This window comes from Staphylococcus sp. TCBT05 (assembly GCF_055179755.1).
Genome location: NZ_JBUQDQ010000005.1, coordinates 238,580 through 252,018 on the forward strand (window position 1 = coordinate 238,580; position 13,439 = coordinate 252,018).

General features: G+C 31.1%; 11 protein-coding genes and 1 pseudogene. 4 read left to right on the forward strand and 8 right to left on the reverse strand.

Translation table 11 applies throughout. The annotated features are described in order from the left end of the window. Positions 1–4: 4 nt before the first annotated feature. From ACY191_RS01055 to ACY191_RS01070, 4 genes are all read right to left on the reverse strand, one after another. Positions 5–799 carry an SDR family oxidoreductase gene (locus ACY191_RS01055; protein WP_042737732.1) on the reverse strand — a complete coding sequence of 265 codons (795 nt, stop codon included), beginning with the start codon at positions 797–799 and terminating at the stop codon, positions 5–7. Between the two features lie 527 nt (positions 800–1,326). Further along, positions 1,327–1,512 (reverse strand): hypothetical protein, encoded by a 186-nt coding sequence (locus ACY191_RS01060; protein WP_142402620.1) that lies wholly within the window; start codon positions 1,510–1,512, stop codon positions 1,327–1,329. 86 nt (positions 1,513–1,598) lie between these two features. Further along, positions 1,599–2,858: a condensation domain-containing protein gene (locus tag ACY191_RS01065; RefSeq protein ID WP_229367407.1), complete on the reverse strand. Its 1,260-nt coding sequence runs from the start codon at positions 2,856–2,858 to the stop codon at positions 1,599–1,601. Between the two features lie 179 nt (positions 2,859–3,037). Next, positions 3,038–3,955: a ketopantoate reductase family protein gene (locus ACY191_RS01070; protein WP_229366785.1), complete on the reverse strand. Its 918-nt coding sequence runs from the start codon at positions 3,953–3,955 to the stop codon at positions 3,038–3,040. Positions 3,956–4,098: 143 nt separating this feature from the next. Between ACY191_RS01070 and ACY191_RS01075 the strand changes: the two genes are divergently transcribed. Then, complete coding sequence (locus ACY191_RS01075) at positions 4,099–4,617, forward strand: TetR/AcrR family transcriptional regulator (RefSeq protein ID WP_229366784.1); 519 nt, start codon at positions 4,099–4,101, stop codon at positions 4,615–4,617. Between the two features lie 296 nt (positions 4,618–4,913). Here ACY191_RS01075 and ACY191_RS01080 read toward each other — a convergent pair whose 3' ends face one another. Next, positions 4,914–5,591 carry an SDR family NAD(P)-dependent oxidoreductase gene (locus ACY191_RS01080; RefSeq protein WP_229366783.1) on the reverse strand — a complete coding sequence of 226 codons (678 nt, stop codon included), beginning with the start codon at positions 5,589–5,591 and terminating at the stop codon, positions 4,914–4,916. Between the two features lie 151 nt (positions 5,592–5,742). Between ACY191_RS01080 and ACY191_RS01085 the strand changes: the two genes are divergently transcribed. Beyond that, on the forward strand, positions 5,743–6,291 hold the full coding sequence (locus ACY191_RS01085) for a TetR/AcrR family transcriptional regulator (protein ID WP_229366782.1): 549 nt from the start codon (positions 5,743–5,745) through the stop codon (positions 6,289–6,291). A 189-nt stretch (positions 6,292–6,480) separates the two neighbouring features. Here the strand turns inward: ACY191_RS01085 and ACY191_RS01090 are convergent, their stop codons facing one another. Beyond that, positions 6,481–8,289 carry a solute:sodium symporter family transporter gene (locus ACY191_RS01090; RefSeq protein WP_229366781.1) on the reverse strand — a complete coding sequence of 603 codons (1,809 nt, stop codon included), beginning with the start codon at positions 8,287–8,289 and terminating at the stop codon, positions 6,481–6,483. 92 nt (positions 8,290–8,381) lie between these two features. Then, the gene (locus ACY191_RS01095) at positions 8,382–9,692 is read right to left on the reverse strand and encodes an LLM class flavin-dependent oxidoreductase (RefSeq protein ID WP_042737738.1); all 1,311 of its coding nucleotides are present in this window, start codon (positions 9,690–9,692) and stop codon (positions 8,382–8,384) included. 286 nt (positions 9,693–9,978) lie between these two features. Here ACY191_RS01095 and ACY191_RS01100 point away from each other — a divergent pair, with 286 nt between their 5' ends. Continuing rightward, entirely contained in the window at positions 9,979–10,074 is a 96-nt protein-coding gene (locus ACY191_RS01100; RefSeq protein ID WP_107512500.1) for a type I toxin-antitoxin system Fst family toxin, read from the forward strand. A 704-nt stretch (positions 10,075–10,778) separates the two neighbouring features. Here ACY191_RS01100 and ACY191_RS01105 read toward each other — a convergent pair. Then, the gene (locus ACY191_RS01105; RefSeq protein WP_463269845.1) at positions 10,779–11,423 is read right to left on the reverse strand and encodes an aggregation-promoting factor C-terminal-like domain-containing protein; all 645 of its coding nucleotides are present in this window, start codon (positions 11,421–11,423) and stop codon (positions 10,779–10,781) included. 585 nt (positions 11,424–12,008) lie between these two features. Here ACY191_RS01105 and glpT point away from each other — a divergent pair. Beyond that, a pseudogene (glpT, locus tag ACY191_RS01110) lies at positions 12,009–13,367 on the forward strand (glycerol-3-phosphate transporter). Positions 13,368–13,439 lie beyond the last annotated feature (72 nt).

Below are 13,439 nucleotides of genomic sequence, written 5' to 3' on the forward strand. Positions count from 1 at the left end.
GGGATTATCCTCGTGATTTACCTCCTGAAATATTAATAGTAGTTCCAGTAATGTAACTGGATTTATTAGAACTTAAATAACATACCAAATCTGCTATTTCATCTAACTTTCCTACTCTTTTTAAAGGTATAGATTTAGAATAATCCCCATTCAGTTGATCAACCGTAATATTTCTACTATAAGCTAACGCACTTTCATATTCTGGAGTACGGAGTCCAGTTTCTTCTATAATACCTGGAGCAATTGCAGTAACATTAATGTTATATTTGCCAAGTTCTTTTGCCCAACTTCTTGTCAAACCGATGAGTGCAGCTTTAGTGGCTGAATATAAACTTTGGCCCTCTGACCCCTCTTGCCCAGCCTCACTCGAAATATTGATTATCTTACCCTTCCGTTGTTTAATGAAATATTTTGCTACCGCTTGACTAAACCAAATAGGGCCTTTTAAATTCACATTGAACATGAAATTCAAATCACGCTCGTTAATTTCATATTCTGGATGAGTATCTTGTGTATCAGCCAATACTCTTGGTAAATTAACACCCGCATTATTAATTAACACATCTATCTTTTGTTCTTGATTAAATATCAATGAAACAACTTCTTGCACTCTATTTTTATCAGTTACATCTACTTCAAAAAAATGATAATTCCCGTGATTTTCCTCACCATTTTTTAAATCCACATTATAAACTATTGCGCCATTAGCTAATAATGTTTCAACAATAACACTTCCTATACCTGAACTACCACCTGTAATAACCACAACACTATTATCTATATCCAACCAATTAGACATTTTTCATCCTCCTATTAAGATATTGTTTTATTACATTGTATTTGTATTCGCTTACATAATTAATACAATGTTTTATGATGTTTTAAGAAATTTGGTGAATAATTATGTGTATTAACACCCAATGCAATTTAAAAAGTAATATTTTCTCATTAGTTTGTAGGCAAATAGAAGTTTTATCTGAAAACACCTTAAATATAGATATTCAAAAAAACTCTTCAAACTTGTTAAACAGTTTGAAGAGTTTTTTATTTCAGTATTTTCCAGGAAATAATTTTTGAAATTGTGCTATGTTGAATTATTTTGATTTAGAGCTTGGGAATTTATTGATCAAAATAAAAATAAAGTCGACTAAATAATGAATTAATGTACCTGCCACGATAGCAAGTAACATAAGAAACCATAAGTTAAAATGTTCATATAAATTTGTCACACTGTAAACAATACAACATAAAACTACTAAAACCCATTTTGTTTGTTGCTTTTTATCGTTCATATTACAAAATTTTCCTTTCATTATGTATTGTTTACTAATGTGATTTATCTTTAGATAAATTTTTAGCAAAATATTGGAATCCTGTCATAATAACGGCAAATATCGAAGTGCTTAATAACACATTCATAAATTCAAATCCACCTAAGAATAGAACATTACTAATGCTAGATAATACAAAGAAGATAATGAAATTTAGTAGAAAGAATTTCAAGGTATGCATGTGCCTTCCCAACCTTTTTCTTCTAATTTATCAATATTTTAAAATACAAGCAATGTACTTTTTTGCTTAAATATTTATTTTCATCATTATAAAATGTTATTTTCTTCCAATTTTCGCTCTGAATCTATTACCAATTCGTTAAGCATCTTCAAAATATTATCATGCAATTGCTCTATTTCATATGCACTTAGTACTTCAGTTTGATAATCATAATGTAATAAATAACCACTTTCACTATTCTTATTAAAAATTTGAATTTCGAGCGGTCCACCGATGGCATCAACTTCAAGTTTCTTTTCTGAAAATCCATTTTCAATAAACTCGGAACTATAACTAGCTGTTTGGAAAGAAATTAAGCAATCTATAATATTATTCCCCATATTAAGTTCTGATAATAAATCATCAATTGGGTATTTTCTATGCTTTAAAATATTAAAAGATTCTCTTTTCACTTTTTGTATATACTCATTTAGCAAGAGATCCTGTTCTGATTCTATTATGATTGGCAAAGATTTGGCATAATTACCTGTAGTGAATTTTTCGTTTTTATTTGCCCTATTATGAATTGATATCCCAATGTTATTAATTTTAGTTACTGCTTTTTTATCAATTAGTGCAAACATAATGCTAGTGAATAAATTACTAACACTTATTTCGTTTTTCAAACAAAACTCATTAATTTTTTCAGTTATTACTGTACTTAATTTTATAGTACGCCTTTGACCATTAACATGTTCTAACTGATGTGGTTTATCACTGATTTGTTGTTTTTGTCGATTCAGTTTTTCTCTCCAATAAATCTCATCTTTTTCAAGCTTTTTAGACTGTAGGTACTTCACTTCATCTTCTATAGCATTTACGAATGATAATTTGGGTATTTCTGTAGTGTCTTGATTAGTCAAATAAGTTATAAAATAATTGATTGATAATGGCATACTCCAACCATCGCCTATTAGATGGTTTTGTATAGCCAACAAACCTAATTGACCATCTGGCAATTTCAAAATATAAAATCGATACAATTTATCATTATAGTCAAATATATTAGTATTCGCTTTTTTATTTATCCAAGTATCAAAATTCAATTGATCTTGATAAAAATCTAAATAAGGATATGCTATTTCTTCAAATGCTTTAATATACTGCTTAGCATTTCCACTTTTAAATGTTACTTGTATTCTATAGCTATCATGATTAAATATTAATTGGTTAACAGCTTTATTAATTTGCTCATAATTAAATTTTGTACCTAATTTCAATAGTCCTGCAATATTATTAATACTCGAATCTTCTATTATTTTTTCACGTTTTAAAAAGTTTTGTTGCGCTATTGTTAGTGGGTACATCTTCAATTTTATACGCTCCTTAATTTTATAAGTATATTTAAAATTTTAAAAACATCAATTAACTTAATTCGTTTATTCATTTTTTATAATTAATGTTTCATTAACTTTTACCCTAGGATAACTAAAAAAATCTCACTCTTATAAAAAAAGTGAGATTTATTATTAAAATCAATTTCTTGCTAATCACTCACACTCATTGTTTGTTGATACAATGAGTCCAAATTGGTAGTTGAAATAGCTGTATTGTTACTTAATTTTTTAAAATCCATATATAAAGCATCTAATTCTTTTGTAGATCCTTTGGCTTGATCTAACACCCCTGATTTAAACAATAATTTAATCATCATAGCTGAAGTGCGTTTAAAATGCTTAACTAAAAATGCTGGCGCTTTAGGAATAAGCGCATATCCATTATTTTCTATTAATCGGTATATTTCGTTATATGCTGCCACAGTTTCATTTAATAATTTATTATTTATATCATTTTGTTCTCTTACTACAGTTGTCATATTTAACGGTAAAATAAATGCAGCATGTGACAATAACCATTCATCAAATTGCTTTTGATATGTCAATTTTATATTTACATTTTCAAAAATATTATCCAATACTTGATTCAAGTCTTTATTTTCTGTTGAAAGACCAACTTTCAGTTCACCTTTATTAAATCTCAATACCGTTGCATAGTCGTCTATTTTTTCGCCACCTGTCATCAGAAATCCAAATCCTATATTTTTCACTGATAAAGATTCATTTTGTACTGAATTATATAATGCCTGCGGATTTGTATTATTACCTACAAACACAATATTCTTACTATTATTTTTCGCCAAACTAGGAATGACATTATAAAAATCAGAATATTTCATTGTTACAAAAATGACATCATAAATATCATTTTCCTCTAATACATCAATCAAACGAAAATGATCATGTGTAACTTTCTTCTGTATCGTGTGTTTAAGTTTGACCCCATTTTTTTCTAAAATACGTTTCGTTTCATTTCTTGCAAACAAGGTCACGTCATTATTTTCTCCATTCAATGCATGAGCTAAAAATCTTCCTTGTACGCCTGCTCCATATATTAATATTCTCATATCTAATCTCTCCTTTTTAATAAACAGTTGTTCAATATCTTGAAGTTAACACCAAAAATGTATATACTCAATAAACAAAATATACTATTTGGTGATTAATCAACACTTGGCTCATTTTGTTGAGTTAAACGAAAGGATTTACTATGGATAAACGAAAAGAAAAATCACAAAAATTAATCTTGGATGCCTTTATGACGTTGTTGAAAAAGAAAGATTTTGACAAAATCTCAATGAATGATATCGCACAATTAGCTAATATTAATCGTGGTACTATCTATCTCAACTTTATGGACAAATACGATATTTTAAATCATGTCATAGACCACACTTTAAGTGAGGCTATTGAGAAATGTGAAACATATAAGCTCACTCTTGAAAACAATCCATCCATTCTACAAGAAATTTTATATGAAATTGATAAACAGTATGAAGCATTGAAAATACTTATAGTTAAATCTGACTTAAATTTATTGAAGAAGTTGTTATCTGATAAAGTATTAAATAATCTAACTCGCCTTAATAATGAAATAACAGCACAATTTCTATCTTCTGCGATTGTTGGTGTAATAGTCTGGTGGATAGAACAATCAAAACCATGTAGCATAAATGAATTAGCCGAGGAATTAACGGTATTATTAGAACCTTATATGGATAATCTATGAGTTATTTAATGCAAAGTCGTCGCAACTATTTTGGTAATAACATATAAGAACTGCGTATTGTTTGCGAGACATCTGAGGGAGTAAGATGCGTGTCGAGGCCGAGGCTCGACCCCATCCCCCTAGGTAAGCGAGCAATAACAATACGAAGTATTGAAACAAATAACAAGCCCATCAAAGATCAAAATCTTTGATGGGCTTAATGCTGGGTATTTATGTCCCCGACTCTTTATTCATTATTATTTAACGTCTTAGTATATTTTTATTTAATATAACATTAATATGAAACAATTAACTGTTTAAATCATATCTGATTTTTTAATTCCCTGAGGAAATGTCTCTTCAAATTTCCCTTTTGTAGTATATAAATCATACCAAGCCTTTGCAATTGTATCTGGATCGCCTAAAGTCCCGGATTCAATCGCTGTTCCTATTGAAAGATGTCTTACAAAAATCCCCTTATTTTCTACTGCATTGTAGAGATTTTCAGCATAACTTCTCAATCCAGAGCCTATAATGCCAGCATTTCCAGCAAATGGGAGTGGAAATATTGTAGCTACACCTGTCGTAAATAAGATTGAACCTGTTCCTTTATTTATCATATCAGGTAACACCTCGTTAACTAATTGAATAGCTGGATAGAGATAACTATTTAATATTTCTGAAACACTTTCTGGTGTAGTTTCCAATATATTGGTAAATTGCTGTTCCTTGGCATTAGGACTAAATTCTATAACGTCAATAGAACCAAAATCCGCTTTAATTGATTGGATCGTTTGCTTCAATGATTCTAAATCCACAATATCGGATACATATGTTTTTACTTCTATATTTAAGTTACTCAAATCTTCATGAATCACTTTTAATTTTTCTGCATTTCTTGATATAGCTGCTACTTTAAATCCTTCAGCTCCAAATTTCTTTGCTAGTGATAAACCTAAACCTGTACCTGCACCCACAATTGCTATTGTTTTCATTTTAAATCTCTCCTTTTCTATGATACCTTAAAGCAATATCGTGTTGCTTTTAATCACAGGATAAAGCTATTAAAATAATATAACAATCAACAATGTATACTAAATTGTTGCTATAGCAACAGATAACTTAAATTATTGGGGGTAGATTCATATGGCAGATAAAGTGAAAAATATTAGAATGACACATACTAAACAATCCATAATTAACGCCTTTTTTGCATTAGTTAGTAAAAAGGATTTTGAGAAAATAACTATCGCCGACATTACAAACGGGGCTCAAGTGAACAGAGCAACATTTTATGCACATTTTGAAGATAAATATGATTTAGTCGATTATATTGTAGAGGATTTTGCTACAGTATCTTTTGAGGACCACATTTCAAATCCTATGATTTTTAATCAAGAAAATGTAAGCAACTTAATCTTAGCAGTTCATGATTTCTATCAAAAACCAAATGTGGAGTGCCGTAGCAGCTATGCTGGATTGGCATTGCCCCAAATGAAAGAGAAAATACTAGAGCAACTCACTATAGTTTTAGAAAATAGTTTGAAAAATACTTACACAAACAAGAACCAAGACATATTCATCCCAATCATCGCACAAATGATTCACGAAGGCGCTTTACAGATAGCTAATAATAATATGGAACAAGAAGTATTGGCTAACAAAATCGCACTATTTATAATTGGAAGGTATTAATATTAGATATAGTTCAAATATATGAGTTTATTTCATATCTTAATCCTTTCATTTGACATAACTTCACTGTAAACGCTCACTTAAACTCATAATACTCTATTGAAACAAGATGCTTTCCAATATAATTGCTACTTCCTAAAATTTAGTGTCACACAAAAGCACTTTTAACAATCTATTAAATTTACACAATTAAGTTAATTGCTTATTTGCTTGGTTTTCTAACTCTTTATTATCATAGAATGGTTTGACAATTTCTTTGTTGTATTCATTTTTTAAGAAATATTCGTATTTAACACTCCAATATTTAATAGCTAAGTAATAACAACTAGCTACAATAATCATCAATAATGCCACAGCTGGCCAAAACCATATCGATACAACGTTGTGAGTCGATGCCAAACCTATTGGTGAAAACAAAATATAAGTAAAAACGATAGTGCCTAATAAAATGACAGTCACTGGGATCGTATATTTCCATGGTTTCATATCAATTTTTGCATTAGGTTTGAAAATAAATGCTTTCTCTAAAGGTCTAATTATTCCAATAAGTAACATGATACTTATTTCAATTATAAATAACAGCCCTTGTATATATATAAAATTAATTGGCATATTAATATTGAAAATCGTTGGCAGTCCCCATATTAATAAATAATATGTAATAACATGCATAATGATTATTGTTTTAGGAGCAATAGCAGGTACTTTTTTAGAAAAGATACCAACCAATACAATTGCAATGATAGGTATATTAAAGAAACCAGTAAATTCTCTAATAATTGTCCATAACCCTTTTGGCGCATTTATTAACATGGGTGAAATGAAGAATGTTACTAATGCTAATATGATGCCAAACCATTGACTGACTCGTATCATTTGTTGGTCCGTCGCATTTTTATTAATAAGTACTTTGTATATATCGTATACAAAAAGTGTGGATGCACTATTTAGTAATGCATTAAAGCTTGAAAAGACAGCACCTAATAACACTGCTAGGAAAAAGCCATTTAAAAATGTAGGAAAAATATCTTTAACTAATGTAGGATAAGCCAAATCCATATTTTTCAAATTTGGTCCATATAAATGAAACGCAATGACACCAGGAATCATCATTAGAAATGGTACTAATACCTTAAGAAAACCGGTAAATAAAGCTCCCTTTTGACCTTCCGCTAAATTTTTTGCTCCTAGCGTACGTTGAATGACGTATTGATTTGTTCCCCAATAAAATAAGTTCGCAAAAATAATACCAGTGAATATTGTCCCAAATGGCACATCATCTTTGCTTGAACCAATCGCGCTCAATTTTTCAGGATGGTGTGTTGCAATTGTCTTAATTCCAGATAAAAAATTACCATCACCTAAAGTGATAAACCCTAAAATCGGTACTAATATACCAACAATTAATAAACCAATACCATTTAAAGTATCTGAAATCGCAATTGCTTTCAACCCACCTAAAATTGCGTATAGTGTACCTATTATGCCAATTAACCATACAATTGCCCATACCGATTGTTCAAAAGTAATACCAAATAAGTGAGGAATATCAAATATTTGTAAAACTGCAATAGATCCTGAATAAAGCACCGAAGGGATTGTTATAAATCCGTATCCTACCATAAATAATAAAACAATTAATAAACGTGTTTGTTGGTCGAATCGATTATTGATGAATTCCGGTAATGTCGTAAAGCCACCGCCTAAATATTTAGGTAGCAATATTGTTGCAAGAATAATAATTGAGACACCTGCAGTAACTTCCCACCCCATACTCGATAGATTATTCTTATATCCTTGTCCATTTAATCCTATCAATTGTTCAGCTGATAAATTAGTTAAAATCAATGCACCAGCGATAAATCCCCCTGTTAATCCTCTACCACCTAGGAAAAATCCATTCGAACTATTCACAGTATTTTTGGTTTTATAATATGAATACCATGCTACGATAAATAAGAAAAACGCACACGATATCAGTGTATATGCTATGTACATGTATATACCTCCAATTAATTAATAAGTAATATTTTTTGAATATTCAGATATTTTTAAGCAGATTGATTTTTTCTATATTATTTTTAAATTGACTATTTAACCGCACTATAGTTGAAAGTTAAACCTAATTTTTCACGTAAAGTTCCTGACTTATACTCCAATTGAATTAAGTTTCGCTCTTGTAAAATAGGTATTACTTGTTCTATAAACAATTCAGATTGTGTAGGATTGAGAGGTGGCATAATATTAAACCCGTCTGCTGCACCTTTTCGAAACCATTCTTCCATTTTGTCTGCAATATCAGTTGCTGTACCAATTACAATATGATGACCTCTTGCCCCAGCAACATGTTTCATTACATCTTCCAAAGTATATTGCTCTGATTTTGCAGTATCACTTATTAATTTCACACGACTTTGAATATTGTTGCCTTCTTGTAGTTCAATATTTTCAAAAGGTGTTTTTAAGTCATAATTACTTAAATCTAAATCACCTAAATAAGAAGATAATAGTTCTAATCCTACTTCAGGTACTATTAATTCCTGTAACGCTTCATAATTATGCTCTGCTTCTTCCCGTGTATCACCAATGACTGGAAATATACCTGGCATAACGATTACTTCTTGCTGACTACCACGTTGATATTTTGCACTTTCTTTTAAATGTTTAGCAAATGTTATAGCATCGTCTATATTATTTTGCGCTGTAAAAACTACTTCTGCAAATTTTGATGCAAATTCACTTCCCTTTTTTGATGAACCAGCTTGCACTAACAATGGATAACCTTGAGGAGATGTTTCAATATTTAACGGCCCTTGAACAGAGTAAAACTTACCTTCATAGTTGATTGGTTGTGGGCCACTCTCATTTAAAAAATATCCTTTTTCTTGCTGTTCCTCAAAATGTACATCCTTCCATGAATCCCAAAGTTGAGTAGTTATTTGTATAAACTCTTCCGCCTGCTCATATCTCAAATCATGAGCAATATTACTCGTTCCATTAAAATTTTTAGCTGTATCATTAATGCCTGATGTAACAATGTTCCAACCAGCTCTACCTTCACTTAGATGATCTAGCGAAGATAAAATTCTCGCTAAAGAAAATGGCTCTGAAAATGTAGTTGAACCAGTTACAATTAATCCTAAATCTTTCGTATATGTACTAATCATAGACATGAGTGTAAAGGGTTCAAAACGACTCGATACGTCAGGATGTGTTTTTTTATCTAGATATAAAGCATCTGAAAAAAATAGAAAATCAAATTTCATTTGTTCTAAAATTTTAGCTTGTTCTATTATTTTTTCTAAGTTCATACCACCTCTTTTTAATGAGTCTGCATGTCTACAACTTGCCACATGATGACCAAAGCCAGTAAAAAAATATCCCAATTTCATTCTTTTCATTTAAACTCCTCCTTAATTTTATAATTCCGATTCGTTTAATAGGGATTATGGTAGCATGTGCTTATCACTTAGTCAATTTATTCTATAAAACTATTATTTATTATGTGTAGTAAAGTGAATATATACTGTTTGATGATTCAAATACATTTTTCCACCTTTTCTACATCTGATATGCTATTTTTTTAATTTAATAACAATTAAATACAAATAAAATACTATTGATTATATACTTAAAGTGTCGCCTACCTCAGGCGTCAATTTGACGTAGAGAGGGGTTGTTTACAAGATGTTTAAACCACTGGTCGACATCATAACCACAACATTAAGTGGTTGTCTCGTTGCGCTATTTGTTTATTGGTTAGGCAAGCGTAATGATAAATAGGCGACTAACCACACCAAAAATCCCCTTACTATGACCCTAGTAAGGGGATTCGGTGTTTACATGATTAAACCACTTGGCAAGTGTATTATAACACTATTATGAACGATGTGCAATATAATTATACTTAATGAAATGAGTTAAAAGAGTACATTGATGGTTTTGAGTGTCATCATTCTTAGTTTATTGTTATTACTTTTTTGAAGTTGATTTTCATTACACCCTACTCGAACAAGTTTAATGCTTCACGAATATGATAACTTTTCTATCGGATATTCATAGTAATCACACAAAAGTTCTAAATCTTTCTGAGGAATTTGTTCATGTCCATTTTCCCAATTAATTATTTGATAGATCTTATAATTCTTTTCATACTTATCATTAAGTAAAATAACTAATTTCGAGATACTTAAATGCTTCTCTTCACGTAAGTCAGTTAAAATTTCCATATCCATTCCTACTTTCTATCAATATTTCAATTTATGAAATATATTTTTGTAGAAGATAACATGGGATAGATACAAGCACGAATTTCCGTAAATTAACCTAACATTTATTTGTGAAGTTTTCTTACATTACAACAAAAAACAGGTGTAACCTCACTCTTTTGTGAAGTTGCACCTGCTTTACTAAACTGGGAATTTTATTATTATTTAACTTTTAATTAGACATATAATTTACTTTTTAAATTGTGATTTGGATGGATCTTACCACCAACCGTTAGCCTCACGGAATTCGATAGCAGCTTCGATTGAACCATAGCGTTCTTTGGCATAATTGATCATACCTTTGGTTTGAGTAGCGACTGATCCTGTACCCCATGATTCTTTCGTTTGGCCTAATCCTCTATAACCTGCTGAATTCACTGCATCTGGATCTCCACCTGATTCAGGTAATACAATGCTTTCCCACAATTCTTTCGTACCACCAGCAGCTAAAAATTGTTGATAAACTGAGCTTGTACTGTCACTGCTTGTTGTAGATGAATCTGATGAGCTAGATGAGTCTGAATCATCTGATGAGTTTGTTGACGTATTAGATGATGATTGGTTTGACGTTGTCGTTGAAGTGTTGTCATCATTTGAATTGTCGTTTTGTTGATTTTGTGTCGTTGAAACTTGTTGAGTATTATATGATTTATTATTGTCGTTATTAAATTTAACTTGCTTTGGTTGATTAATTTTATGCTCACTTTGGCTGTGTTGTAGCGACATTTGTTGACCATGTTGTGACGCTTGTGGTTGACCATTTGGTCCACAGTTGTTATTTTGTTCTGCCGCGTGTGCGCTTGTTCCTAATCCTGTAGCTCCCAATGAGATTGCTGCTATTGTAGTTAATAATGTTTTTCTCATAATTAAAATCCTCCCAATGCCTATCAGTTTTAAAAACTGTTAAGCAACAAAATTTCTAATCTTTTGATTAGATTACACAAAATACTATAGCGCATAATTTGATTTCATAGGTTACAGCCTATTAATAAAATGGTTGCATAAGTTGTATAAATAAAGACATTTATTGCATTTAGATGTTGTCACAGAGATGTTTTTGAAATATTTTCTACGACTTTGTACTTATAAAAATCGTTAAAATTAAGATGGTTCTAAGCGCGATCCTATGTCTTTAAATTGCAATAAATTGGTTACAATGGCAATTTAATTGATACACAACAGTATAATAATACACTCAACATACAACATCCCCTCCATCATTGGCACACTTCCAATACAGCCAACATTAATTCACTTGCTGTGTTATTAACATTTAAACACTGTAACTCTCATGAACAAAATAGACTCAACTTTCCATCCTGTAATCTTTCAATTGCAATATTTTTGCCATTAATAATCAATATAGTGTTGTTAACGCTTACATCTTCGTATGAAATTAACACTAAATTAATAAAATTTTTACATTATTTTATAGGAGGTCCATCTATGTTGAATTTTTTAAAGCCAGCTCAGCACATCGAGCCTTTACCTAATGATGAAATCGATGAAACTTATAAGCGATTAAGGCTACAAGTTTTTATTGGTATCTTTTTAGGCTATGCGGGTTATTATCTCTTACGTAAGAACTTTTCACTTGCTATGCCCTATTTAATTGATGAGGGTTTTAGTAAATCTGGTCTTGGAATCGCCTTATCTGCGGTGTCCATTGCTTATGGTATTAGTAAATTTGTGATGGGAACTGTGAGCGATAGAAGTAATGCACGCACATTTTTAACACTTGGTTTAATTTTAACTGCAGGAGTGAACTTACTATTAGGATTTATTCCTGCTCTAACCTCTAGTATCTTCATTATATTTATCATGATGTTTCTTAATGGTTGGTTCCAAGGTATGGGATGGCCGCCGTCTGGTCGTGTCTTAGTTCATTGGTATAGCGTTAGTGAACGTGGAGGTAAGACTGCCATTTGGAATGTGGCGCATAATGTCGGTGGTGGATTAATGGCTCCCCTAGCTTTATTTGGTGTGACATTAGTTGGTACATTTTCGTTTGGTTATTTAAAAGGGTTTGAAGGTACCTTTATATTACCAGCACTTGTAGCAGTTATAATTGCTATTATTGCCTACGCTTTAATTAGAGATACACCACAATCTCAAGGTTTACCACCTATAGAGGCATATAAGGATGATTATGATACAAAGTCTAAGTAAACATTAGAAACTGAATTAACTACTAAAGAAATATTGTTCAAATATGTTTTAAATAATAAATGGGTATGGGCAATTGCTATCGCTAATATTTTTGTCTATTTCGTGCGTTATGGTGTATTAGACTGGGCGCCTACCTATTTAAGTGAGGAGAAAGATTTTAACCTAGAGGCATCTGGTTGGGCTTATTTCTTATATGAATGGGCAGGTATCCCAGGTACATTATTATGTGGTTATATTTCAGACAAAGTCTTTAAAGGGCGCCGTGGTCCAGCAGGATTTATCTTTATGTTAGGTGTCACAATAGCTGTGGTAGTTTATTGGTTAAACCCACCAGGTAATCCTCTAATTGATAATATTGCGCTTATCGCTATCGGTTTCTTAATTTATGGTCCGGTAATGTTAATCGGTTTACAAGCACTAGACTATGTTCCAAAGAAAGCAGCTGGAACGGCAGCTGGACTTACAGGTTTATTCGGTTACTTAGGCGGTGCAGTAATGGCTAATATTATTATGGGATTGTTAGTAGACCACCTTGGCTGGGATGCCGGGTTCATGTTATTGACTGGCATTAGTATCTTAGCGATGATTAGCTTTACATTTACTTGGAATAAGCGCGGTCAAGAAACGGTTAAACACTAATTATTTTTATCGACAAGGCCTTTTCCTTGTTAATTTAACTATTCAATTTACAATACACAGTATAATCTATAA

What these genes read in the sequence shown, in the direction of transcription:
- ACY191_RS01055 (WP_042737732.1), bottom strand. Translation starts at nt 799, where the DNA reads ATGTCTAATTGGTTGGATATAGATAATAGTGTTGTGGTTATTACAGGT.
- ACY191_RS01060 (WP_142402620.1), bottom strand. Translation starts at nt 1,512, where the DNA reads ATGCATACCTTGAAATTCTTTCTACTAAATTTCATTATCTTCTTTGTA.
- ACY191_RS01065 (WP_229367407.1), bottom strand. Translation starts at nt 2,858, where the DNA reads ATGTACCCACTAACAATAGCGCAACAAAACTTTTTAAAACGTGAAAAA.
- ACY191_RS01070 (WP_229366785.1), bottom strand. Translation starts at nt 3,955, where the DNA reads ATGAGAATATTAATATATGGAGCAGGCGTACAAGGAAGATTTTTAGCT.
- ACY191_RS01075 (WP_229366784.1), top strand. Translation starts at nt 4,099, where the DNA reads ATGGATAAACGAAAAGAAAAATCACAAAAATTAATCTTGGATGCCTTT.
- ACY191_RS01080 (WP_229366783.1), bottom strand. Translation starts at nt 5,591, where the DNA reads ATGAAAACAATAGCAATTGTGGGTGCAGGTACAGGTTTAGGTTTATCA.
- ACY191_RS01085 (WP_229366782.1), top strand. Translation starts at nt 5,743, where the DNA reads ATGGCAGATAAAGTGAAAAATATTAGAATGACACATACTAAACAATCC.
- ACY191_RS01090 (WP_229366781.1), bottom strand. Translation starts at nt 8,289, where the DNA reads ATGTACATAGCATATACACTGATATCGTGTGCGTTTTTCTTATTTATC.
- ACY191_RS01095 (WP_042737738.1), bottom strand. Translation starts at nt 9,692, where the DNA reads ATGAAAAGAATGAAATTGGGATATTTTTTTACTGGCTTTGGTCATCAT.
- ACY191_RS01100 (WP_107512500.1), top strand. Translation starts at nt 9,979, where the DNA reads ATGTTTAAACCACTGGTCGACATCATAACCACAACATTAAGTGGTTGT.
- ACY191_RS01105 (WP_463269845.1), bottom strand. Translation starts at nt 11,423, where the DNA reads ATGAGAAAAACATTATTAACTACAATAGCAGCAATCTCATTGGGAGCT.